At 54.9% G+C, this 23,611-nt stretch carries 18 protein-coding genes, 1 tRNA gene and 1 pseudogene; 10 read left to right on the top strand and 10 right to left on the bottom strand.

Annotated features, from left to right (window positions below):
* Positions 1-387 precede the first annotated feature (387 nt).
* Positions 388-564 (bottom strand): annotated as a pseudogene (locus ACHUEV_RS17785) (integrase); the annotation flags it as partial.
* 352 nt (positions 565-916) lie between these two features.
* Between ACHUEV_RS17785 and ACHUEV_RS17780 the strand changes: the two are divergent.
* Positions 917-1,603, top strand: coding sequence for a hypothetical protein (locus tag ACHUEV_RS17780; protein WP_394182273.1), 687 nt, complete (start codon positions 917-919; stop codon positions 1,601-1,603).
* Positions 1,604-1,972: 369 nt separating this feature from the next.
* Here ACHUEV_RS17780 and ACHUEV_RS17775 read toward each other — a convergent pair.
* Both ACHUEV_RS17775 and ACHUEV_RS17770 read right to left on the bottom strand, forming a co-directional pair.
* Positions 1,973-2,058: transfer RNA gene (locus tag ACHUEV_RS17775), tRNA-Leu, on the bottom strand.
* A gap of 12 nt (positions 2,059-2,070) precedes the next feature.
* Entirely contained in the window at positions 2,071-2,565 is a 495-nt protein-coding gene (locus ACHUEV_RS17770; RefSeq protein WP_106356211.1) for an Lrp/AsnC family transcriptional regulator, read from the bottom strand.
* 106 nt (positions 2,566-2,671) lie between these two features.
* Between ACHUEV_RS17770 and putA the strand changes: the two genes are divergently transcribed.
* On the top strand, positions 2,672-6,130 hold the full coding sequence (gene putA / locus ACHUEV_RS17765) for a bifunctional proline dehydrogenase/L-glutamate gamma-semialdehyde dehydrogenase PutA (RefSeq protein ID WP_394182270.1): 3,459 nt from the start codon (positions 2,672-2,674) through the stop codon (positions 6,128-6,130).
* Positions 6,131-6,164: 34 nt separating this feature from the next.
* On the top strand, positions 6,165-6,896 hold the full coding sequence (locus ACHUEV_RS17760) for a rhomboid family intramembrane serine protease (RefSeq protein WP_394182281.1): 732 nt from the start codon (positions 6,165-6,167) through the stop codon (positions 6,894-6,896).
* Here ACHUEV_RS17760 and ACHUEV_RS17755 read toward each other — a convergent pair.
* Positions 6,886-7,680, bottom strand: coding sequence for an inositol monophosphatase family protein (locus ACHUEV_RS17755; RefSeq protein WP_394182279.1), 795 nt, complete (start codon positions 7,678-7,680; stop codon positions 6,886-6,888). The two genes, ACHUEV_RS17760 and ACHUEV_RS17755, sit on opposite strands and share 11 nt — an antisense overlap.
* A gap of 123 nt (positions 7,681-7,803) precedes the next feature.
* Positions 7,804-8,709: a LysR substrate-binding domain-containing protein gene (locus ACHUEV_RS17750; protein ID WP_394182268.1), complete on the bottom strand. Its 906-nt coding sequence runs from the start codon at positions 8,707-8,709 to the stop codon at positions 7,804-7,806.
* Between the two features lie 91 nt (positions 8,710-8,800).
* Here ACHUEV_RS17750 and metF point away from each other — a divergent pair, with 91 nt between their 5' ends.
* Both metF and ACHUEV_RS17740 read left to right on the top strand, forming a co-directional pair.
* Positions 8,801-9,667, top strand: coding sequence for a methylenetetrahydrofolate reductase [NAD(P)H] (gene metF, locus ACHUEV_RS17745; RefSeq protein WP_394182266.1), 867 nt, complete (start codon positions 8,801-8,803; stop codon positions 9,665-9,667).
* Between the two features lie 36 nt (positions 9,668-9,703).
* Positions 9,704-10,183, top strand: a complete 480-nt coding sequence (locus ACHUEV_RS17740; protein WP_394182265.1) for a PaaI family thioesterase — start codon at positions 9,704-9,706, stop codon at positions 10,181-10,183.
* On the opposite strand, the gene ACHUEV_RS17735 is transcribed toward ACHUEV_RS17740, so the two are convergent.
* On the bottom strand, positions 10,145-11,212 hold the full coding sequence (locus tag ACHUEV_RS17735) for a DUF2235 domain-containing protein (RefSeq protein ID WP_394182263.1): 1,068 nt from the start codon (positions 11,210-11,212) through the stop codon (positions 10,145-10,147). The genes ACHUEV_RS17740 and ACHUEV_RS17735 overlap by 39 nt on opposite strands.
* Entirely contained in the window at positions 11,199-13,499 is a 2,301-nt protein-coding gene (locus tag ACHUEV_RS17730; RefSeq protein WP_394182261.1) for a xanthine dehydrogenase family protein molybdopterin-binding subunit, read from the bottom strand. Before ACHUEV_RS17730 ends, ACHUEV_RS17735 begins: the two co-directional genes overlap by 14 nt.
* Positions 13,500-13,678: 179 nt before the next feature.
* On the opposite strand from ACHUEV_RS17730, the gene ACHUEV_RS17725 reads away from it, so the two are divergent.
* From ACHUEV_RS17725 to ACHUEV_RS17710, 4 genes are all read left to right on the top strand, one after another.
* Positions 13,679-14,059 (top strand): COG4315 family predicted lipoprotein, encoded by a 381-nt coding sequence (locus ACHUEV_RS17725; protein WP_394182259.1) that lies wholly within the window; start codon positions 13,679-13,681, stop codon positions 14,057-14,059.
* The gene (locus ACHUEV_RS17720) at positions 14,046-14,636 is read left to right on the top strand and encodes an RNA polymerase sigma factor (protein ID WP_394182257.1); all 591 of its coding nucleotides are present in this window, start codon (positions 14,046-14,048) and stop codon (positions 14,634-14,636) included. The genes ACHUEV_RS17725 and ACHUEV_RS17720 overlap by 14 nt, the downstream gene beginning before the upstream one ends.
* Positions 14,633-15,406 (top strand): anti-sigma factor family protein, encoded by a 774-nt coding sequence (locus ACHUEV_RS17715; protein ID WP_394182255.1) that lies wholly within the window; start codon positions 14,633-14,635, stop codon positions 15,404-15,406. Before ACHUEV_RS17720 ends, ACHUEV_RS17715 begins: the two co-directional genes overlap by 4 nt.
* Positions 15,407-15,468: 62 nt before the next feature.
* Complete coding sequence (locus ACHUEV_RS17710) at positions 15,469-18,597, top strand: valine--tRNA ligase (RefSeq protein WP_394182254.1); 3,129 nt, start codon at positions 15,469-15,471, stop codon at positions 18,595-18,597.
* 173 nt (positions 18,598-18,770) lie between these two features.
* Here the strand turns inward: ACHUEV_RS17710 and ACHUEV_RS17705 are convergent, their stop codons facing one another.
* Positions 18,771-19,352: a hypothetical protein gene (locus ACHUEV_RS17705; protein WP_394182252.1), complete on the bottom strand. Its 582-nt coding sequence runs from the start codon at positions 19,350-19,352 to the stop codon at positions 18,771-18,773.
* A gap of 169 nt (positions 19,353-19,521) precedes the next feature.
* Positions 19,522-19,683, bottom strand: a complete 162-nt coding sequence (locus ACHUEV_RS17700) for a Tat pathway signal protein (RefSeq protein WP_106356189.1) — start codon at positions 19,681-19,683, stop codon at positions 19,522-19,524.
* Positions 19,684-19,760: 77 nt separating this feature from the next.
* Here ACHUEV_RS17700 and ACHUEV_RS17695 point away from each other — a divergent pair, with 77 nt between their 5' ends.
* Complete coding sequence (locus ACHUEV_RS17695; protein WP_394182250.1) at positions 19,761-20,867, top strand: pyridoxal phosphate-dependent aminotransferase; 1,107 nt, start codon at positions 19,761-19,763, stop codon at positions 20,865-20,867.
* A gap of 85 nt (positions 20,868-20,952) precedes the next feature.
* Here ACHUEV_RS17695 and ACHUEV_RS17690 read toward each other — a convergent pair whose 3' ends face one another.
* Positions 20,953-23,271, bottom strand: a complete 2,319-nt coding sequence (locus tag ACHUEV_RS17690; RefSeq protein ID WP_394182248.1) for a Tex family protein — start codon at positions 23,269-23,271, stop codon at positions 20,953-20,955.
* Between the last annotated feature and the right edge of the window lie 340 nt (positions 23,272-23,611).

The following is a 23,611-nucleotide window of genomic DNA, read 5'->3' as shown; positions in this document are numbered from 1 at the left end:
CATCTAGATCTGCCGAAAACCCTCTAACGAACTGCGTGTGACGCTGTGCGTCACACATCCAAATATGGTCAGTCACTCCTGTCAGCCTCTCTTGCACGTAAATTCAGAGCAACCATAGAGTAGTGTTGAATATAATGTATATGGGGAACCTAACATTGCGCGCATGCATCTTCCTGCCCTTGCCAAATTCCCCTGCACACGCAGCACGACAAAAGCAGCCATTCATCGTAAATTGATCAAGGTCGGTTCTGTCCCGCATAGCTGACCTCGGGCGTATCAGAATGTTGTGCTCATTCGCCAATGTCGGATTTCGGGAAGCTGCATCGCAGCGTCGATAGTCACGGCCAATGTCAGCAAAGGGCCGTCCCTTACGAACGGCCCGAAGGTTTAGATTTCAATAGCCTCCGAAATTGCCAAGGCGTCTTCAAGCTCAACGCCAAGATATCGCACTGTGCTGTCCATCTTGGTGTGACCCAGTAACAATTGAACGGCACGCAGATTGCCTGTCTTCTTGTAAATCTGTGTGACCTTCGTCCGTCGCATTGAATGCGTGCCATAGCTGGAGTTAGATCTTAAGGGGAACCGCAGCTAGAGTGAAGGACCTCGAAACGCAGACAATTAGCTACCATTTTACGAGGTAGCCCGTGCTCGCGTTGTGCATGAAATTTCCCAGACTGGTAGCAAATGTTCGGCCGCTTACAAGCACCAGAAAACATCTGCATCATTTTAGATACTCGTAATCAGCGTAATGCACCCGGGTTCAATTTTGCACGCGAAACTGCGCCTTTACATCCGGGACATAACGTGAACACAACTTGAATGTATTGTCACGGCGAAGCTTCTCTCATGTCGGCTTTCGCCAACGTACAGCTTCGAAACGCCAGAATTACATGTGAAAAACGAAACGAGGCCAATCTTGCGACAAATCGAAAGCCTATACCAATTGGAAAAATTTGGCCGAACACGCCTCTCGCAGCATTTCTTTATGCGAGATTTTTTACATTCTGAGGTCAGCGACTTTTACAGGGTAGGCAACATACCGGACAACCCGGATCTTGCAATAAAATCAGGTAGGCACCTGTGTACTGAGTTACTGGACCCGCTGGTCAACACTTTCGGGCCTATTCATGTTCGGTCCGCGTATCGGTCTGCTAGAGTAAATGCTGAAGGCAACACCCGTGGCCATAATTGCGCAAACAATGAAGCAAACTTCGGGGTGCATGTCTGGGACCACAAGGACAAAGCAGGTAACATCGGAGCTACCGCCTGCATCGTTGTTCCTTGGTTTTCTGACCAATATGATAAGGGGCGCGATTGGCGCGACCTTGCTTTTTGGTTGGATGATCACCTGGAGCATTCAGGGGTATGTTTTTACCCTAAGCTCGCGGCTTTCAATTTGTCATGGAGCGAAGCGCCCAAACCTAGAATTTTCTCCTATATTGCGCCGAGAGGTACCTTGCGGCATTTTGAATACCCTGAAAAATTCGAAACCTGCTCAGCGAACAAGGATGTAATCATTGCGCAGCCCAGTCAGAAGAGTAGATATTCTGACTTCCCTAAGTTCTGTGGCATTTGCTTTCCTTCAGCTCCAAAAGACTGGTGAATTCAGCGATTCAATCCTCGTCATATACAGAGTTTCTGTTTTTCACCGAAAACCACTGACTAAGCGCATGGGATACGTCATAATCTCGAAGGGCCATTTAGAACTGGCGGGAAGGTCGCATTACAATTCTAGCTTCATGTCTGAAGATTAAACTTCGGTGAACCCGGGTGCATCGTGAGGTGAAACTCCTATTGAACACGTACTACACCTTGTAGTGCATCTGCATTCCCACGAACGAAGCCACCAAAAAACCTAAGTGAGTGTCCTCAAAAATGGGTTGCAATTGACCAATTGGGTGGACTGATAGGTGGATACATTTTTATACAATATCGGTAACAACATGATTACATGACAAAAATTAGATTTAAGTGGTGCCCGCGGCCGGACTCGAACCGGCACGGCCATACAGCCGGGAGATTTTAAGTCTCATGTGTCTACCATTCCACCACGCGGGCACGGTGCTATTCCTACGCGGACGCGCCCGGAGGGGCAAGCGGTGAAAGCCCTTCTTCTTTAACTGCTTGCATCGCAACATAGGTCGACGTGTTCGCGACATGTGGCAAAGTCGATATTTTATCTGCTAAAACAGCGCGGTAACCAGTCATCCCTGCGGTCCGAACCTTCAACAAATAATCAAATGACCCCGCGATGAGATGGCATTGTTCCACCTCGGGTACCCGCATTACGGCCGCGTTAAAGGCTGCCAATGCTGACTCTCGGGTGTCTGTTAATTTGACTTCGACAAAGGCAACATGGTCGCGCCCCAACCGAATTGGATCGAACAGCGCACGGTAGCCACGGATAACGCCGTTATCCTCTAGCCGTTTTAGTCGCGCTTGGGTTGGTGATTTTGACAGGCCGATGCGACGCGCCAGCTCTGTGACGCTGACGCGTCCTTCAACCGCAAGCACGTCAAGAATCTTGCGGTCAAAACCATCTAAATCGGAACTCATATCGACCATTTACTCTGCCCTCTTTGGTGCAATCGACTAACAGGGCCACAATTACCAACCAAACGGACTGCACACAATGGGATAGAATAGGGAAAAGCAACAAGGACCCCCATCAATGCATAGTGATCAGACCGACCTGCGCTCAGAAATCGACGCTGCAATGTATTGCGATGAATTACAGGCGGTGAAAACGCTGGCGCGGGCTGCTGCCCTCTCACCGGAAGACCGGGCTCGAATTAGCGCAAAAGCCGCGGATTTGGTTCGGGAAATCCGCGGTAGCGCGGAACCCGGCCTGATGGAGGTTTTCCTTGCTGAATACGGCCTATCCACGGACGAAGGCATTGCATTGATGTGTTTGGCCGAGGCCCTGTTGCGCGTTCCCGACGCGGAAACCATCGATGCGTTGATCGAAGATAAAATTGCGCCGTCGGACTGGGGCAAGCATCTTGGGCATTCCGCGTCGTCGCTGGTCAACGCATCGACCTGGGCATTGATGCTAACGGGGCGCGTGTTGGACGATGAAAAGCCTGGTATCACCCGCCACCTGCGCAGCGCGGTAAAGCGATTGGGCGAACCCGTAATTCGTACCGCTGTCGCCCGTGCGATGCGTGAAATGGGCCGCCAGTTCGTCTTGGGCGAAGATATCGGCAAGGCGATGAAACGTGCCGCTGGAATGCAAGCCAAGGGATTCACCTATAGCTATGACATGCTGGGCGAAGCCGCCCGGACAGAGGCCGATGCGCGCGCCTACCACCTGTCATATTCGCGTGCGATCAGCGCGATTGCCGAACATTGCACACATGAAACCGTTGCCGAAAACCCAGGCATCTCGGTCAAACTATCCGCGCTGCACCCTCGGTACGAGGTCGCGCAAGAGGCCCGCGTCATGACCGAACTAGTCCCGCGCGTGCGTGCATTGGCGATGCTCGCAAAATCTGCTGGCATGGGTTTTAACATTGACGCAGAGGAGGCTGACCGCCTTTCCTTGTCGCTTGATGTGATCGCCGCTGTTTTGTCAGAGCCTGCACTATCTGGATGGGATGGTTTCGGTGTCGTCGTGCAGGCATACGGACAACGCGCCCCGCTCGTGATCGACCAGCTGCACGCATTGGCAACAAAGCTGGATCGCAAAATCATGGTCCGCTTGGTAAAGGGCGCTTATTGGGACGCTGAAATCAAACGCGCACAAGTCGAAGGTATCGACGGGTTCCCCGTGTTCACATCAAAGCAGCACACTGACATCAGCTACATCAGCAACGCCCGCAAGCTGCTTGGTATGACTGACCGGATTTACCCGCAGTTCGCGACACATAACGCGCACACAGTTGCTGCCGTTCTCGACATCGCATCGACGATGGGGCTGACACCGGCAGCGTATGAATTCCAGCGCCTTCATGGCATGGGTGAAACCCTGCACACACTGGTGCTGAACGCGGAAAGGACGCACTGCCGTATCTACGCCCCGGTCGGCGCCCACGAAGATTTGCTCGCCTATCTTGTTCGGCGTCTGCTGGAGAACGGTGCGAACTCTAGCTTTGTGAACCAGATCGTCGACGAAGACGTGGCGCCCGAAGTCGTGGCCGCCTGCCCGTTTGGTGCGATCGGCCATGGTGTCGACCTGCCCAAAGGGCCAAATATCTTCCTGCCAGAGCGCGTTAACTCGCGTGGGTGGGATTTAACCCATGCCCCCACCCTGTCAGCGATAGAAACTGGGCGTGCGCCGTTTTTAGAAACACAGCTTCAAGGGCATCCCATTATCGCAGCGGGTCAACCGACGGAACCAAAGACACCCGTCATTAACCCGGCACGCGCAGAAGATATTGTCGGTCAAGTTCAGGTAGCTGGCCCTGCCGATATCACTGCGGCGATTGGATACGCGAAACCGTGGGGCGCAGATGCAGCCACACGTGCTGCTGCGTTGAACGCCGCCGCCAACGCTTATGAAGCCAATGCAAATGAACTGTTCGCGATTCTGGCACGCGAAGCTGGAAAGGGCTTGCCAGATGTCGTGGCTGAACTGCGCGAGGCCGTGGATTTCCTGCGCTATTACGCAACCCAAGCCAGCGACGACACAAAGGCGCGTGGCGTCTGGACATGCATCAGCCCTTGGAACTTTCCACTGGCTATCTTTACCGGACAAATTGCCGCCGCGCTGGCCGCTGGCAACGCTGTATTGGCCAAACCGGCAGAGCAAACACCTCTGATCGCGACCCGTGCCGTTGAAATGCTGCATGCCGCCGGCGTGCCAATCGACGCATTACAATTGCTTCCCGGAGGCGGGAACGTTGGTGCGGCGCTTACCTCTGATGCGCGGATAAACGGGGTGGCCTTCACAGGTTCTACCGCCACTGCGTTGAAGATCCGCGAAGCCATGGCCGCCAACTGCGCGCCGGGAACACCGCTGATTGCGGAAACCGGCGGCTTAAACGCAATGATCGTTGATAGTACCGCCCTGCCCGAACATGCTGTGCGTGACATCGTGAACGGCGCATTTCGGTCCGCTGGTCAGCGGTGTTCGGCCCTGCGTTGCCTGTATGTTCAAGAGGACATCGCAGAGCCTCTGTTGAAAATGCTGAAGGGTGCGATGGATGAGCTGGTCGTTGGTGATCCGTGGCTGCTATCAACCGACCTTGGCCCCGTTATTGACGCGCCCGCGCATACGATAATCGCAGATCACATAGCCCAAGCACAGTCAGATGGGCGGATTATTCACCAAATTAAAGCGCCAGCAGATGGCGGGCATTTCATCGCGCCCACGGCCATTCGGGTGAACAGCATCACGGATATGGACCGTGAAATCTTCGGCCCAGTGTTGCACGTGGCAACGTTTAAGGCGGATGAAATCAACAATGTGATCGACACGATCAATGGCACTGGCTACGGGCTGACCTTTGGTCTGCACACCCGGATTGATGACCGCGTACAGACCATCCTTGAACGGGTTGAAGCGGGGAATATTTACGTAAACCGCGACCAAATCGGCGCTGTCGTGGGCAGCCAACCTTTTGGCGGCGAAGGTTTGTCTGGGACTGGACCCAAGGCAGGCGGTCCGCACTATCTGCCGCGCTTTACTGCAAACCCTGTGCAAAGCGCCATGTCTGAATGGACGGCTGACAGTGACCTAGCCGCCCTAAGCACACGGTTAAGCGCAACAAAGTCAGTTACAGCACAAACACCAACTGATCTGCCTGGGCCAACAGGCGAATCCAACCGTCATAGCGTCCGCCCACGTGGTCCGATCCTTTGCATGGGTCCAGGCCCAGAGGCAGCAGAAACGCAGGTTCGCGCAATCGAGGCGCTTGGTGGTATTGGGATCAGCAGCGAAGGTACACTGGCCCCCGACCATCTGACGACACTAACGCCTTTAGCGGGCGTGTTGTGGTGGGGCGACGCCGAAACAGGGCGCGCGATCGAAACCGCCCTTAGCAAACGCCAAGGCCCAATCGTTGCGTTGATCACAGGCATGCCTGACGTAGCCCACGCAATGCATGAACGGCACGTTTGTATTGATACAACTGCCGCAGGTGGCAACGCCGCACTGCTGGCCCAAGTCGCGGATCAAGCTACCGCTTGACCACGGCGCGGACATAAATCACGGTCGCGGTATGATATTCCCATTCCGCGACCACAACCCATCTGAACGCGTGCCTTATGTCACGATTGCGCTGATCATATTGAACGTACTGATTTTCTTGGGCAGCTATGCCGCCCAATCAGAACGCGCGATTGCCGAGATTTTCTTTCACTACGGATTGGTCCCCGCGCGAATTTCTGCAGGAGAAGGCTATGTAACCGCCCTCAGCTCAATGTTCTTGCACAGTGGCTTTATGCACCTCGCCGGGAACATGCTGTTTTTGTGGATTTATGGCGATAATCTAGAAGACAAACTGGGCCACGTGCCGTTCTTGGTCTTTTATCTGCTATGCGGAATCGCCGCTGGCTTAGCGCAGTTCGCGTCAGAGCCATCCTCTATGATCCCGATGGTCGGCGCATCAGGGGCGATTGCAGGCGTGATGGGGGGCTATCTGTTGTTGTTCCCCAAGGCGCGGGTAGATGTGTTTGTATTCTTCATCGTGTTCTTCCGCATTTTTCCAATACCCGCGTGGATCACGCTAGGGTTTTGGTTTGCGGCGCAGCTATTCAACGGTTTCAACGCGATGGCAGGAACGGGCGGCGTGGCCCATTGGGCGCACGCAGGCGGCTTTGTCGCAGGCTTTGCGTTGATGTTGCCAATCTGGTTGACGCTAGGCGGCACAGGGTTTTGGCGGCGCACACATGGGCACCCGGATCATCCGGAAACCCAATACGGTCGCAGTAATATTCCGACTGTTAGACGTTAGCCTTGCGAACAACCTTTGAAAAGTTTTCAAAGATCGGTTCATTCGAACAGATAACAGCGCCATCGGCCAAGATATCACCGTCGGGACGGATAGGTTCAACCATGCCGCCAGCTTCGCGAACGATGATCAGGCCAGCTGCCATATCCCAAATCTTCAGGTTCCGTTCCCAGAAGCCGTCGTAACGACCTGCGGCAACATAAGCCAGATCAAGCGCAGCAGCGCCGAAACGGCGTACACCGGCACAAGCAGGCAAGATACGCGCAAGGTCTTGCAGTGTTTCTGGCAGATCAGAGCGACCAGCGAATGGCAGACCAGTCGCAAAGATGCTTTCGATCATGCGGTGACGTCCGGAAACGCGCAAACGGCCTTCGTTCAACCAAGCACCGCCACCTTTTTCTGCATAGAACATTTCGTCCTTAGCGGGGTCATACACAACACCAGCAACGATCTGGCCCTTGTGTTCCAGTGCGATTGAAACAGCCCAATGTGGCAGACCGTGCAAAAAGTTGGTTGTGCCATCCAGCGGATCAACAATCCAACGACGGGTTGGATCAGCGCCTTCGATCTCTTTGCCTTCTTCGCCCAAGAACCCATAGGATGGGCGCGCGTGCAGCAATTCTTCACGGATTGTTTCTTCGGCGGTACGGTCAGCACGGCTAACAAAGTCGCCAGGACCTTTCGCGCTTACTTGCAATTGCTCGACTTCGCCAAAGTCTTTCAGCAATGCACGCCCTGCTTTACGGGCGGTTTTCATCATCACGTTCAGGTTTGCGCTGCCAGCCATCACATCTTCTCCGGGTTCGGGATCAAGCGCGGCGTATAGGCCCAACGCGCGTGCGTAACAAGGGGTAAACCGGCTTTTCGGGAAACCCTGTCAGATGACGCTACGCGGATCACCAATACCCCGTCAATTTCGTTGCAGTTTCACCGCCTCTTGTTTGGCCAGTCGGATCAGATGCGCCATGAACGGGCGCGACGTATCCTCGGACCGGGTTGCGGCATAAAGACGACGGGTAATACCGTCTTTGGTTAACGGTCGGGTCACGTAGTCAGAATTATAACGTACTTGGCTCACAACCCAATCTGGCAGCACGGCAACGCCACGGTTTGAGGCGACCAACAATAAGATCACAGCAGTCAGTTCAACCTGCCGCACTGCGCCCGGTTCAACCTTGGCCGGAGTCAAAAGCTGTGAAAAGATATCAAGCCGCGCACGGTCAACTGGATAGGTGATCAGCGTTTCACCCCGAAAATCCTCGGCTTCGATCACTTCTTTCTGCGCGAGCGGATGTGAAGACGATGCTACAAAGACGGGTTCATAGTCGAAAAGCGGCGTAAAATCGGTGTCCGGCAGTTCCTCTGGATCAGAGGACACAACCAAATCCACCTCTTCTTTTCTCAGCGCAGGCAAGGCATCAAACGCAAGGCCGGGACGAATATCGACATCGACCTCGGGCCATGCCTTGCGGAATTGCTCCAACACGGGGAACAACCATTCGAAACAGGCGTGGCATTCAATTGCGATATGCAAACGACCGGAACTACCTTTGATCAGACCCGAGAACTCCGCCTCAAGTGCGGCAACCTGTGGCAAGATCGATTCAGCCGCGGCAAGCATCCGCATTCCAGCGGCCGAGAGTTTCAGCGGTTTAGATCGGCGCACGAACAGTTCAACGCCGGCCTGATCTTCGATCCCTTTGATCTGATGGCTTAGCGCACTTTGCGTGATGTTCAGCTGATCAGCCGCACGCGCCAGACCACCCGTGTCATGGATTGCCTTGATGGTCCGAAGATGCCGGAATTCGATGTGCATATGAGCCACCCTCATGATCGTGGTGAAAGTTATGAATTTGCCTCAACTCATTAAAGCTGAGATAACAGCATGGCAAGAGAGAGGTCCGTCCATGTCAACGCCGTCTGTATCATTCGAATTCTTCCCGCCCAAATCGCTTGAGGGTTCGTTCCGCCTTTGGGACTGTGTCAATGTGCTGGCCCCATTGGACCCGACGTTTGTTTCTGTGACTTACGGCGCCGGTGGCACCACCCGCAAACTTACCCACGAAGCAGTGGGCACGATTCACCGCACCAGCGGCTTGAACGTTGCCGCGCATTTGACATGTGTCGATGCGACAAAAGCCGAGACATTGGAAATCGCCGATGGCTATGCCCAAGAAGGCGTGCGTGAAATCGTTGCCCTTCGTGGCGATGCCCCAAAAGGGTCGGATGGCTTCAAACCACATGCCGAAGGCTTTGCCAGCTCTGTCGAACTGATCGGCGCATTGGCTGACACCGGAAAATTCAACATCCGAGTGGGCGCATATCCTGAAAAGCACCCAGAGGCCGCAGACCAAGCCGCAGACATCGCGTTCCTGAAGCGTAAAATCGACGCTGGCGCGACTTCTGCAATCACCCAGTTCTTTTTTGAGGCCGACACGTTTTTTCGGTTCCGTGACGCATGTGTAAAGGCGGGGATCGACGCTCCGATCCTTCCGGGCATCCTGCCAATCGAAAACTGGGCCGGGACACAGCGGTTTGCGAAAATGTGCGGCACGACAATTCCACAAGTCGTGACTGATGCATTTGAACATGCGACCCGCGATGGAACGACTGATCTGCTCGCGACTGCGTTGGCGACCGAACTATGTGATGATCTGCTGCAAGGCGGCGTTGACCACCTGCATTTCTATACATTGAACCGCCCTGAACTGACGCGCGATGTATGTCATGCCTTGGGTGTCACACCAAAAGGCCGGTTGCAAAACGTAGCCTAAGGGTACAGCTTCGGGCGAAACAACGCCCGAGGCCCTATGACCACTATGCCATACACCCTGCCTGACCGTGACAGAATGCTGTCAATGTCAGGATTAGAATATCTGCAAACAACGCTTCAAGAGCCCGCATTGAGCGCTCCTATAAGCAAGATCATGAACTACTGGCTTGAAACGGTTGAGCTTGGTAAAGTCTCTTTTCGTGGCAAACCGCAATTTGAACACACCAACCCAATGGGCGGCATTCATGGCGGCTGGTATGGAACGCTGCTAGATAGCTGCATGGCCTGCGCGGTAATGACCACAGTTCCCAAAGGGGCGATCTACACGACCCTTGAATACAAAATTAACCTGACCCGCGCGATCCCAATCGGGACCGAGATTATCGCGACTGGTTTCCTTGATCATGGCGGCCGGACAACCGGCGTGTCACATGGCGAAATTCGCGGCGCCGAAGATGGCAAGCTTTATGCGACGGGTTCAACCACTTGCCTGATTATGCAAATCCACCGCGATTGACGGCTCTAGGATGTCGGCAGCGATTGTTTCATGCATGCGTTCTGATGGATCGTTGCCGACCACCCTCGCCTTGCGCGCAAGGAAGATCTTAGCCCAGCCGCGCCAGCTGCCGATAGACGGTGCATTTACGTCTTGAGGGAACCTGTCGTACCAGCCGGTCGGCAAAGGGACTTCGCAGTCGGCCAACCGCTCTAGCATCCAAACAAGCGGGATATTGGCAAGCGGCCGTGCTTGTGGGTGCTCCCAGACCTGCCCACCGATATCTGCGTGATTTCCCCGGAACCAAACCTGCTCCATATGGCCGGTCCAATCGGGCCGACAATGCCACATCACGGGTTCATAGGCACGGCGACGTTCATCAATCGCCAGCGCGTGAAATCCATTCAGCACATGCGGGCCCAGCGCGTGGTTGTGAAAATCGTGCTGTGCAGGCGCCCAGCGCCACAAGACCGGCAAGCGTAACCCCAATGCCTTGACGGTATCCCAGACTGCAACGGCTTCGATCTTGACGTCATCGTGGCAATAGATCTCGCTAAATCGCTTTGCGGCCGGGTTCACACCACCATTTCGGTAATGCCGATAGGCCTGCCGCACTGCCCGTACCGTTGCGTGGTCGGCCTGAACAAGACCAATCGTGTCAATCACCCCAGCCAACGATCGTACCGCATAGGCACCTCGCGAATAGCCAACCAGAATAATCTTATCGCCGGGCCGATAACGTGAGGCGACAACACCATACGCACGTTCAATCTGCCTGTTGATACCCTTTCCGGTCATCACATCCCAAGTACCAGACCAGTCGCGCCACTGAATTCCTGCTTCGTAATGGACAGTCAGGTTGCTGGTGCGGCTCACCTCGTTCAAGAGCTTGAACGTCAATCCGGCGTTTGTTTCACGCCCGGGTTTAAGCGATGACATTGTGCCATCAAGGATAACCACATGGGTCGCTGGTCCACGACCGCGTACCCCGCCTTCTTCGGTGCGCGCGCGGCGCCCAAATAAACCAAAGAGCCAATCACGCAGCTTCACTGTTATTCTTAGCCGCCTCTATCGTTTGCCAAATTCGGTGTGGCGTGAATGGCATTTCGACATGCCGCACGCCCAAGCCCCATAATGCGTCAACAACCGCATTCGAGATTGCGGCAAGCGCGCCGACAGTGCCCGCCTCCCCGCAGCCTTTCATCCCCATGGGGTTGTTCAGCGAAGGGGTTGGTTCGGTCGAAAATGCGATCATTGGCATGTTGTCGGCACGTGGCATCCCGTAATCCATAAAGGTCGCAGTCAGCAGTTGGCCGTCTTCGTCAAAGACCACCTGTTCGGTTAACGCCTGCCCAATTCCTTGGGCGACACCACCATGTACCTGCCCTTCGGCCAGCATCGGGTTGATGAGATTACCAAAGTCGTCAACCACCGTATATCGATCTACTGTGACAACGCCCGTTTCCGGGTCGATCTCGACCTCTGCCACATGCGCACCATTCGGGAAGCTGCGGTTTTCCAGATCAATCGTCGCCGTATGCGCCAGCAGGTCATCACGCCCTGCATCACGGGCCAGATCAACGACCTCTAGCATGGTGGGCGTTAGGTTTGATCCAGCAATCCGGAAACGTTCGTCGTCAAAGCTGACCGCGCTGGCATCAACGCCCTGATTATCGGCAAGGAAGACACTGAATGCGTTGATCATCACGTCAACGGTTGCCAGTGTCGCGGTGTTTTGCACGGTGACCGACCGCGATCCACCGGTGCCGCCACCCTTGGCAATCTGGTCGCTATCACCTTGCACCACAGTAATCTGATCCGCAGGGATACCCGTTTGGTCTGCGAGGAATTGCGCATAGACCGTTTCGTGGCCCTGCCCATTCGACTGGGTGCCGACATAGATCAACGCACCGCCATCAACGAATTCAACCTTCGTGGTTTCTTCGGTGTCACCCAAAATGCTCTCGATGTAGTAGCAAAGACCCTGCCCACGCAGTTTGCCGTTGGCCTCTGTCGTGGCTTTGCGGGCGGCAAAGCCATCGCGATCTGCCTCTTGTGCAGCGCGGTTCAGCACTTTGGCAAATTCACCGACGTCATAGGTCACATTAGTGACCGACGTATATGGGAACTGATCCGGGGCGATGAAATTCTTTTCACGCAGCGCCCATGGATCGATACCCAACTGACGGGATGCTTCGTCCATCATCCGCTCTAGAACAAATATCGCCTCTGGACGGCCAGCCCCACGGTATGCATCGACGGGTGTTGTATTCGTAAACACCCCCACGCAGCGCATATAGGCAGTCTGCACATCGTACGTACCCATCATGACCTTCGCGAACAGCTCTGTCTGGATGGGTTGCGCAAAGGCCGAGTTATAGGCGCCCATATTGGCGACTGTATCCAAATGATAGGCGACGATTTTGTGGTTTTCGTCAAACGCCAACGTTGCGGTCGTGGTCAGATCACGCCCCGCGTTGTCAGACAACATCGCCTCTGTCCGGTCAGACATCCAGCGCACAGGGCGGCCCAAAACGCGGGCAGCATGGGCTACCGCGAAATATTCAGGGTAACGCATACCCTTCATTCCGAAACCACCGCCGACGTCAGGGTTGGTCACGCGGATTTCGGATTTATCCAAGCCAAAGTGTTTCGCCAGATCATCCTTAAGCCCCCAAACGCCCTGCCCACCAAACGCAAGATGCAAACGACCGTCCGTGACTTCGGCAAAGCAACCGCGTGGCTCCATTGAGTTGACGATAATCCGGTTGTCAAAGACTTCGGCCGTCACAACATGTGCCGCGCTATCAATTGCGGCTTTCACGGCATCTTCATTGCCAAGGCCAAAATCGAAGGCGCGGTTTTCTGGGGCCTCTGGATGAATTGCGTCGCCACCAACAGCCAAATCAATATGCACAGGCAGATCGTCGATCTCGAGCCCGATCACTTCGGCTGCATCCTTGGCCGCGATCAAGGTATCAGCGACAATCATCGCAATCGCCTCGCCCACGTGACGCACGCGGCCTCGCGCCAAAATCGGACGCTGTGGTTTTGCACCACGCGTACCATCGCGGTTCTTCACGACTGTCGTGCCAAGCCCAATCTTGACGCCAGCAGCAATCAAATCATCGACGGTTACAATCAAATGCACGCCAGGCATTTCACGCGCGTCGTCTAAATCCAGCGCGGCAATTTCGCCATGCGCCACCGGAGAGCGAAGAAAATAAGCATATAACGCATCAGCAGGAGCGATATCATCAACATAGCGCCCATGCCCGGTCACAAGGCGCACATCCTCAACCCGCTTTACCGATTGGCTTTTGCCGAACTTTTCCATCCGCTGGCTCCTCGATTTCCATCCAAGAACCACCCTAAACCCAGTGCCCGCATTGTCCAGTGACGGCATTCGAAGAAAATAATTTCGATTGCCGGGATTAAAAGCCATGCCCCAGCCGTTGTTATCGTAACTGCCGAGTAAAATCGGCAGCAAACTTAACACAAAATAGGAGTATTATTATGAAACTTTCTCTTGTCGCTTTTACAACAATCATTGGCCTAGCTGCATGCGACGATGCATATGCTGCGGGGCATTCAAGTGCACCAGCTGTTGATACAAACGGCATCCTTACCAATGCTGAGGGCATGAGCCTTTATACATTTGATCCAGACACGGCCACATCATCGGCATGTAACGCTGGCTGCGCAGCCAGCTGGCCACCGCTAGCTGCACCGTCTGATGCGACGGCCTCTGGCTCGTTTACCGTCATCACGCGTAACGACGGAGGCAAACAATGGGCTTATGGCGGTCAGCCGCTTTATCTTTGGGTGAACGACCGCGCGCCGGGTGACACGACCGGCGACGGCGTCGGCGGAAAATGGCATCTTGCCCGCCCCTAAAACCAATATCTTTACGCACCCAATCCCGGCCGCTACCGTAGGCCGGGATTACAACCGGACGTGGGGCTGGCCAATCCATATGGGTGATTTTCATCAGCAGATAGAAAACTGCCTACCTGATCTTTGGCGTTACGCGTTTGCGCTGACGCGCAATCGCGACGCGGCAGATGACCTGCTTCAAGACGGCGTAGAACGTGCTTGGCGCAAACGTGACCTCTGGCAACCCAGTGGCACATTTAAATCTTGGGCAATGAAAGTCGTTCTAAACACTTATCGCAGTCAGCTTCGTTCGCCTGCGCAGCGACAGGCCGTTGCCCCACTGGACGATATTGCCCAAACTGTCGCAGCAGCCGATACCTTAACAGATCAGCTTGCGCTGGGTGAAACGGCCCGCGCGATGGCCGACCTGCCCGAAGAACAACGCCAAGCGTTGCTAAGCGTCGTTGTTGGTGGACTTAGTTACAAAGAGGCCGCAGAAACGCTAGATATTCCAATTGGTACGCTCATGTCGCGCTTAGGACGTGCCCGCGCGGCCCTAAAGGCAGCAATGCAAACAGACGAAAGCCAAGTATCATGACCGCGTCCGAAAACGGCCCTGTTACAGAAGAAATGCTGCACGCCTTTGTGGACGGGCAACTTGATGACGCGCAGATGAAACAGGTTGAAAGTTATCTGAACGAACATCCTGAACGCCTTGACGATATGGAAACTTGGGCAAATCAGAACGCCGCTATCAACGCGCTTTACCCCCACCGCGACACGCCGCCGACAATGCCTGCCCTTCCAACCAACGAAATACCCGCCAATGTAAATACAATGCCATCCGGCCTGTCTTGGTCAGCAATTGCTGCGTCACTTGTGATGTTGGCCCTTGGCCTAGCCGGTGGATGGGTGGCACGTGGAAACCAGCCCAACACGGCAATGGTCGCAAGTCTTGTCCAAGAGGCCGTCCAAGCTCACGCGATCTATAGTATTGACCCACACCGCCCGGTCGAAGTCGCGGCATCGGAAGAAGAAACCTTGGTCCGATGGCTATCAAACCGCGTGGGCGAACAATTACTGGCCCCGGACCTTACGCCAAAAGGTTTTACACTTGTTGGTGGTCGATTGGTATCAGCGGCCGAAGGCCCCGCCGCGCAATTCATGTATGAAGATGCAGATGGCAAACGGATCACCCTTTTCGCGGTAAAAGGGGCAACCGGGCAGCTTGCGTCATTTAGCTATAACCAGACAGGCGAAACAGGCAGCTTTTATTGGGAAGACGCCAACCTGAGCTACGCGATTGTCGGTGATGTCGACCGCGAGGCGCTAAATCAGATCGCGATCGGTATCTATAACCAACTATAAGCCCCTTTCCCTTAGCCAGCCCATTCGGTATTCGGATTCCAAACCAGATTGGGGACGTGACAATGGCCATGGACAAGACATTCGACGCAAAAACCGCCGAAGCACGCATCTATGAGATGTGGGAAAACGCGGGCGCATTCAAAGCAGGCGCAAATGCCAGCCGCGATGAAACATTCTGCATTCAGCTGCCGCCGCCCAACGTCACGGGCCACCTGCACGTCGGTCACGCATTCAACCACACGCTGATGGACATCCTAACGCGCTGGAAACGGATGCAGGGTTACGACACCCTTTGGCAACCAGGGTTGGACCACGCGGGAATCGCAACCCAGCTTATGGTCGAAAAAGAACTGGCCGAAACGCAGCAGCCGAAGCGCACTGAAATGGGCCGCGAAAAGTTTCTTGAAAAAGTCTGGGAATGGAAAGCCGCCAAAGGCGGAATGATCGAACAGCAAGCGCGCCGTTTGGGCGACAGCATGGATTGGTCACGCTCTGCATTCACTATGTCTGGTGCCGAAAGCGCGCCAGAGACCGAAAAAGACGGCAACTTCCACGATGCCGTGCTTAAGGTCTTTGTGCAGATGTACAACGACGGGCTGATCTATCGCGGCAAACGTTTGGTGAACTGGGACCCGCATTTTGAGACAGCGATTTCGGACCTTGAGGTCGAAAACATCGAAGTCGACGGCCACATGTGGCATTTCAAATACCCGCTCGCAGGTGGTGAAACCTACGAATACGTCGAGAAAGACGAAGACGGCAATGTCACCCTGCGTGAAACCCGCGATTACATTTCTATCGCCACAACCCGCCCCGAAACCATGTTGGGTGATGGTGCAGTTGCGGTGCACAAAGACGATGAACGCTATGCGCCTATCGTCGGCAAACTGTGTGAAATTCCTGTCGGCCCCAAAGAACAGCGCCGCCTGATCCCGATTATCACTGATCCGTACCCTGACATGAACTTCGGCTCGGGTGCCGTGAAAATCACTGGCGCGCATGACTTTAACGACTACGAAGTCGCCAAGCGCGGCGGCATCCCTATGTATTCACTGATGGATACCAAAGGTGCGATGCGCAGCGATGGCGCGCCCTATGTTGAGGAAGCAGAAGTCGCACAGCGTATCGCCAACGGTGAAGAAACCTTTGATGAGGCGATGATCGCCGCGATGAACCTTGTGCCCGAAGAATACCGCGGGTTGGACCGGTTCGAGGCGCGTAAAAAGGTCGTCGAAGACATCACTGCCGAAGGCAACGCGGTCATGCATGACGTGACCCGCACTGAAAAAGACGAAGATGGCAACAAGGTCGAAGTGACCGAAACTGTTCCATACGTCGAAAACAAAAAGATCATGCAGCCCTTCGGCGACCGTTCCAAGGTCGTGATCGAACCTGCGCTGACCGACCAATGGTTCGTCGATACGTCCAAGATCGTTGGCCCAGCGCTGGAAGCGGTGAAAACTGGCCGTACCAAAATCATGCCTGAATCAGGCGAAAAAGTATTCTACCACTGGCTCGAAAACATCGAACCATGGTGCATCTCGCGCCAACTTTGGTGGGGGCACCAGATCCCCGTGTGGTACGGGCTCGACCTTGGCGTTGAAGACGAACACAACCCATCAGGTGATCTGGACGAAGTCGAAATCCTTGGTCTGCTTCTTGAGGGCATCGTTCACCGTGGCAATGTCATGCATTGTGCGCCCGACTTCGAAAGCGTCAAATCTGCCTTCGTCTTTGACAACGCGGATACCCCTAGCCCCATTAGCCATGCGAAAGTCGTCGAAGTCGCGGATAAAGCAGAAGCCATCGAACGCTTCTCGGCTGGCCTTGCCGCCTATAACGTCACTCAAGACCCGACCAAGCTGGAGTTCCCAGTCTGGCGCGACCCTGACGTGCTTGATACGTGGTTCTCGTCTGGCCTCTGGCCATTCGGCACGCTCGGCTGGCCCGAAGATACGCCTGAGTTGGCAAAATACTTCCCCGGTGACGTGTTGATCACTGGGCAAGACATCCTGTTCTTCTGGGTTGCCCGGATGATGATGATGTCCCAAGCCGTGCTTAAGGATGACCCGTTCCACACGGTTTATCTGCACCAGCTAGTACGCGACGCGAAGGGCGAGAAAATGTCCAAAACGCGCGGCAACGTCATCGACCCATTGGACATGATCGACGAATATGGCGCCGACGCGCTGCGTTTCTCAAACGCACAGATGGCGGCACTTGGTGGTGTTCTAAAAATCTCAGAGGATCGGATCAAAGGCTACCGAAACTTTGGCACGAAACTGTGGAACGCGTTCAGCTTTGCCGACCATTATGAAATCGCCTATCCCGGAGATGCGGTACGCCCTGCGGCCACGCAAACGCTGAATAAATGGATCATCGGCGAAACGGGCAAAGTGCGTGAAGAAGTCGATGCTGCGCTGGAATCCTACCGTTTCAACGACGCGGCAAACGCGCTTTATGCGTTCACATGGGGCAAGGTCTGCGATTGGTATCTCGAATTCTCAAAACCAATCCTGCAAGGCGAAGACGCGGTGGCCAAAGCCGAGACAGAGCAAACTCTGCGCTGGGTTCTGGACCAATGTCTGATCCTACTGCATCCCATCATGCCGTTCATCACCGAAGAGCTTTGGGGCCTTGCAGACAACCGCGCCAAAATGTTGGTCCACGCTGATTGGCCGGCCTACACAGCGGCCGAATTGATCGACGCAGACGCGGATCGCGAAATGAACTGGGTGATCGACCTGATCGACAACACACGTTCCGCCCGCGCGCAAAGCCACGTTCCCGCTGGTGCAAAAGTGCCGCTGGTTGTCATGGGACTGGACGACAAAGGCCAATCCGCGTGGGATAACAACCATGTGCTGATCCAACGCCTTGCCCGGATCGAAAGCCTGACTGCGGTCGACGCCTTCCCCAAAGGCTGCGTCACGATCCCAATGGACGGCGGCACATTCGGCCTGCCGCTTGCCGACCTCATAGACGTCCCAGAGGAAATCGCGCGGCTTGAAAAGACACTACAAAAGCTGGCTAAGGAACTGGGCGGTCTACGCGGACGCCTGAACAACCCCAAATTCGTGGCCTCCGCCCCTGATGAGGTTGTCGCTGAGGCCAAAGAAAACCTCGCGCTACGTGAAGGCGAGGAAGCGCAGATCAAAGCCGCCATCGCGCGCTTGAAAGAGATTGGGTAATAGTATTGGGCTGCCTGTAGCGGGCAGCCCCTTAACTCTCTTAGCTAACAAAATAACTAAGTTGAAATGTCAGTTGCGCGATACTTTTCTGCACTCGCTACGCTCATGCGAAGGCCCAGAACTATTTTTTCGCCTGCGCGCACAGGGGCAAATGAAAATCTCGACCTTCGGTATCAGCTACATTCCTGCAGAGTGGTTGACATGATTTTTTCGTAATCCGATTGGAAAGAGGCGCTTTGCGGGTTCAATTGGAAAACTTGGGCACTGGCACGTGCAAGCCCCATGCATTCATACTCATCGAACGCATCAAAAAATCTAGCGCGAATTCTATCTTCAGGCCTTGACGGACTATGCGCGTGATATGCCGCAACGACAAGGTCTCTCTCAGCCTGTGTCATGGTTAGGCATGTTGATAAATTGTACTTAGCTTTGGCCCCATCGAAATACGATGACACGTCTACATTCGGGTCCGAAATTCCAATCAGCGATGCGACATGTGCTTCGCGTGCCATGATCCAAAGAAAGTACTTATTAATTGCGTTGGTTGTGCCCTGATCTAAAGATGGATCGATGCCTATCGGGTTGGTGTCCTCCCAAAGGTCAGTCTCTAACGCGGTAAGAGCTGCCCATTCAACCGGACAATTGGCTGCCGCAATATCGGGACGGCTAATTGTTTCCAAGTCCTCTCCGTTCGAAGCAGTACTTGTTAGAATGAATGCCGATAGTAATGCCAAACAAGCGGATGTGTTTTTCATTTTTTAATATCCATGGTTACGACTTACCTATGGTGCTGCGTTCAAATTGAACGCCTTGTCGCATGCGTCAAACTGACGATAATGCGTCCTAGATGCGCCAGTTGTTGCTCTAGCAACTAGTGACGAGATGGGCTCAAAGTGGTCTCACCCCACTGAGCTAACATACGTCCTACGGCACCACCCGCTCAACCGCCCGCATCATGCCCAGCGCTTTGTCATAGACCAGCGTCAGCACACGGCGTCCGCCAGCCTTGGTGGCAGCCTGTGGAACGGCGCGTACTGCGACGGCTGCGCCAGTGCTTGCGAGGAACCCGCGGCGTGATAACTTCATTCGAAACCCTCCTGTTGCGAATGATTCTCACATAATCACGATTGCATTGGATTCAAGGCCGGGCTTATCTAGCCGCCATGACAAAACCCGTGCTTACCCCCCTCGCCCAATCGCTGCCCGCTTCGGTGCCGTTCGTCGGCCCCGAAGCCGCAGAGCGGGCCAGCGGCAAACCCTTCATCGCCCGCCTTGGCGCAAATGAGAACACATTCGGCCCCTCGCCCCGCGCGATTTCCGCCATGCAAGAGGCGGCATCCGAGGTCTGGATGTACGGCGATCCCGAAAGCTTTGAATTGCGCAACGCATTGGCCGCACACCACGGCGTCGCACCAGAAAACATCATGGTCGGCGAAGGGATCGATACGCTCTTGGGCGTACTCGTCCGGCTTTATGTGGGGCAAGGAGACGCTGTAGTGACCTCAGACGGGGCCTACCCAACGTTCAACTACCACGTCGCAGGCTTTGGCGGGGAACTGCACAAGGTGCCCTATGTTGATGACCATGAAGACCCGGCATCCCTGATAGCAAAGGCCCGCGAGGTTAAAGCCAAGCTGATCTACATCGCCAACCCCGACAACCCGATGGGGACTTGGCATGCAGCAGATGTAATCAACCAGATGATTGCCGATATCCCGGATGGGTCGCTATTGGTACTGGACGAGGCCTATATCGAAATGGCCCCCGAAGGGACCGCGCCTGAAATGCAGGTCGACAACCCGAACCTGATCCGCATGCGGACGTTTTCGAAGGCGTATGGGATGGCCGGAGCCCGTGTCGGTTACGCGATTGGCGCGGCTGAGGTGATCGATGCGTTCAACAAAGTCCGCAATCACTTTGGCATGTGCAGAATATCGCAAGCAGGTGCGCTTGCCGCGCTAAAGGACAGCGACTGGCTCGCGCATGTGCAGTCCGAAATCATCACCGCGCGTGAAACCATCAAACAGATCGCCGCTGACAATGGGCTGACGACCATACCTTCAGCCACCAACTTTGTCGCAATTGACTGCGGGCAAGACGGAGCTTTTGCACGGCGTGTTTTGGCAGCGCTGCTCGAAGACGGCATATTCGTACGAATGCCCTTCGTCGCACCCCAAGACCGCTGCATCCGGGTCAGCTGTGGGACGCCTGAGCAAGTGGAGGCGTTTGCTAATGCATTGCCGAGGGCCTTGGCAAAGGCGCCGAGTTAAACGTCTGATCTTTAGAAGCCCTGATTCAGTATCGGATCGGGACACTCGCAAACGAACTAGAGGCTGGTTTAGCTAGAGACGCATCTTAGCTTTGCCCCTGACGCTTGAGTGCCTCTGCGAGCGCCGATCCAAGCGCGCCTGAATTAATATCGCTGGACTTTGGGCCAGCGCTTGATCGGGTGCTGTGGTTTGGCTTGGACTTTGTTGTTTTGCGTGAATGTGATGCAGGTTCAGCACTGTTGTCCTTGCGCATCGTCAGGCCGATGCGTTTGCGTGGGACATCAACTTCGGTCACGCGGACGCGTACGACGTCGCCGGCTTTGACGACTTCATGGGGATCTTTGACAAATTTGTCCGCAAGCTGACTGACGTGCACCAAGCCGTCTTGGTGTACGCCGATGTCAACGAACGCACCAAAGGCTGCGACATTTGTCACGGTCCCTTCAAGTGACATGCCCGGTTTGAGGTCGGTGATGCTGTCGACGCCTTCGGCAAAGGTTGCGGTCTTGAAAGCCGGGCGTGGGTCGCGGCCGGGCTTTTCCAACTCTGCCAAGATATCGCGAACTGTGGGCAGACCGAAATTCTCGCTGACGAACTGCGCTGCGTCTAGTCCCGCCAATGCGGCGCTGTCGCCCATGATTGCCCGCACATCTCGCCCGCAGGCCTGCACGATTTGGCGGGCAACGCCATAAGCCTCGGGGTGAACAGACGACGCATCTAGCGGCTCTGCGCCTTCGGTAATCCGCAAAAAACCTGCGCTTTGCTCAAATGCTTTTGGCCCCAAGCCCGCCACTTTGAGTAGGTCTTTGCGAGAGGAGAAAGCCCCATTCGCGTCACGATGCGCGACGATATTCTGTGCTAAGGCAGGCCCAAGCCCCGCAATATGTGAAAGCAGCGGCGCCGATGCCATGTTCAAATCAACGCCCACGGCGTTTACGGCGTCTTCGACAACTGCCGCCAGCGACTGTGCAAGTTGGCGCTGATCGACGTCATGCTGGTACTGCCCGACGCCAATCGCCTGCGGTTCAATCTTGACGAGTTCGGCCAGCGGGTCCTGTAGCCGCCTTGCGATCGAAACAGCACCCCGGATGGAAACATCAACGTCAGGGAATTCCTGTGATGCAAGTTCGGACGCCGAATAAACTGATGCGCCCGCTTCAGATACGATAACCGGTGTAGGACGAGCGACGCCAGTTGGCAGAGTCTTAAGAACGTCTGCGACCAATTTTTCGGACTCGCGGCTGGCGGTTCCGTTGCCGATAGCGATCAGGGCCACGCCGTGTTTGCGTATCAGATGCAGTAGCGTCTCTTCCGAGCCACGCAAATCTTGGCGCGGCTGAAACGGATAGATGGTCGCAGTGTCCAACAGTTTGCCAGTCTCATCCACGACGGCGATTTTACATCCGGTTCGAATTCCCGGATCGAGGCCAAGCGTCGCGCGCGCACCCGCAGGAGCAGCCAGAAGCAAGTCTTTGAGGTTTCTTGCGAACACCTCAATCGCTGTCGCGTGGGCGCGGCGGCGTAGGTCGGTCAACAGGTCCATGAACATCGAAAGGCTTAGCTTTACCCGCCACGTCCACGCCGCGGCATCTTGCAGCCAGATATCCCCCGGTTCCCGTCCCGGAATGCCGATCTCTGCCGCAATGATCCCGATGACGCGGTCCAGCCCAGTCTCTTCGTCAGGGGCGATATTGATCGCTACGACTTCTTCTTTGGCGGCACGCAAGATAGCCAGCGCACGGTGCGACGGGATTGAAGCCCATTTTTCGGTATGCGCAAAATAATCCGAAAACTTTGCACCGGATTCTTCTTTGCCTTTGTTCACACGCGCCGTTACGACGGCTTCTTCTTGCATGAACTGCCGCAACCGACCCAAGAGCGCAGCATTCTCGCCAAGCTCTTCTCCTAGAATATCGCGTGCGCCGTTCAAGGCATCTTTGGGTGTTGTGACTGCCTCTGACAGATAGCCCTGTGCAAGTTCGACCGGATCAGCAGCACGGTCCGAAATAATAGCTCGCAACAATGGGTCCAAGCCGTTTTCGCGGGCGATCATCGCCTTTGTCCGGCGCTTGGGTTTGTACGGCAGATACAGATCTTCCAACACTGCTTTAGTGTCAGCCTCAGTGATCGATCGAGCAAGCGCGTCCGCCATCTTACCTTGGCTCGTGATTTCCGAAAGAATGCTTGCCCGGCGTTTTTCAAGATCGCGCAGATAACCCAAACGTTCAGCCAGCTTACGTAGCTGAGCATCATCCAAACCACCTGTCACTTCTTTACGGTAGCGGGCAACGAAAGGAACAGTATCACCGCCATCAAGCAACGCGACCGTCGCGACCACCTGTTCAGGACGCGCATCAATATCAATTGCGATGTTACGGGCGATGCGGTCTGCGACGGTGTTCATGGCGGCCTCTCAAATATGTTTAGAGAGCTCTGATAACGATGATCACGCACCTCGCCAAGGTCTAGTCATCAAGAGAATTTGAGGCGTACTGAAACGCGGCTAAGCGCTAGGTGATCAAGAAACCCCATCGAGCAGTCTAGTCACCTTTTTCCTCTTTTCCATACTGGAAGGATAACACTACCGGAAGCAGTGCTAGAAGAATTGCGCGCTCTAATAGAGTTCCATTTACCGGCCATAGATAGACGAACAGCGGTAAATACAAGCAGTTCCCAGCTGCATATTTCTTCCAATTCTGCGTTCGAAAAGCAAACGTTGCGGTAGCTTTCAAGCTACGGATGTC

Source organism: Yoonia maritima, assembly GCF_043641945.1.
Taxonomy (GTDB): Bacteria; Pseudomonadota; Alphaproteobacteria; order Rhodobacterales; family Rhodobacteraceae; genus Yoonia; species Yoonia maritima_B.
Note: the sequence above shows the minus strand (reverse complement) of the source record. Positions and strands in the feature narration are given on the sequence as shown.

What these genes read in the sequence shown, in the direction of transcription:
- ACHUEV_RS17770 (WP_106356211.1), bottom strand. Translation starts at nt 2,565, where the DNA reads ATGGTCGATATGAGTTCCGATTTAGATGGTTTTGACCGCAAGATTCTT.
- ACHUEV_RS17690 (WP_394182248.1), bottom strand. Translation starts at nt 23,271, where the DNA reads ATGAACACCGTCGCAGACCGCATCGCCCGTAACATCGCAATTGATATT.
- ACHUEV_RS17750 (WP_394182268.1), bottom strand. Translation starts at nt 8,709, where the DNA reads ATGCACATCGAATTCCGGCATCTTCGGACCATCAAGGCAATCCATGAC.
- ACHUEV_RS17740 (WP_394182265.1), top strand. Translation starts at nt 9,704, where the DNA reads ATGACCACTATGCCATACACCCTGCCTGACCGTGACAGAATGCTGTCA.
- ACHUEV_RS17695 (WP_394182250.1), top strand. Translation starts at nt 19,761, where the DNA reads ATGACAAAACCCGTGCTTACCCCCCTCGCCCAATCGCTGCCCGCTTCG.
- ACHUEV_RS17730 (WP_394182261.1), bottom strand. Translation starts at nt 13,499, where the DNA reads ATGGAAAAGTTCGGCAAAAGCCAATCGGTAAAGCGGGTTGAGGATGTG.
- putA (WP_394182270.1), top strand. Translation starts at nt 2,672, where the DNA reads ATGCATAGTGATCAGACCGACCTGCGCTCAGAAATCGACGCTGCAATG.
- metF (WP_394182266.1), top strand. Translation starts at nt 8,801, where the DNA reads ATGTCAACGCCGTCTGTATCATTCGAATTCTTCCCGCCCAAATCGCTT.
- ACHUEV_RS17705 (WP_394182252.1), bottom strand. Translation starts at nt 19,352, where the DNA reads ATGAAAAACACATCCGCTTGTTTGGCATTACTATCGGCATTCATTCTA.
- ACHUEV_RS17725 (WP_394182259.1), top strand. Translation starts at nt 13,679, where the DNA reads ATGAAACTTTCTCTTGTCGCTTTTACAACAATCATTGGCCTAGCTGCA.
- ACHUEV_RS17755 (WP_394182279.1), bottom strand. Translation starts at nt 7,680, where the DNA reads ATGGCTGGCAGCGCAAACCTGAACGTGATGATGAAAACCGCCCGTAAA.
- ACHUEV_RS17715 (WP_394182255.1), top strand. Translation starts at nt 14,633, where the DNA reads ATGACCGCGTCCGAAAACGGCCCTGTTACAGAAGAAATGCTGCACGCC.
- ACHUEV_RS17710 (WP_394182254.1), top strand. Translation starts at nt 15,469, where the DNA reads ATGGCCATGGACAAGACATTCGACGCAAAAACCGCCGAAGCACGCATC.
- ACHUEV_RS17700 (WP_106356189.1), bottom strand. Translation starts at nt 19,683, where the DNA reads ATGAAGTTATCACGCCGCGGGTTCCTCGCAAGCACTGGCGCAGCCGTC.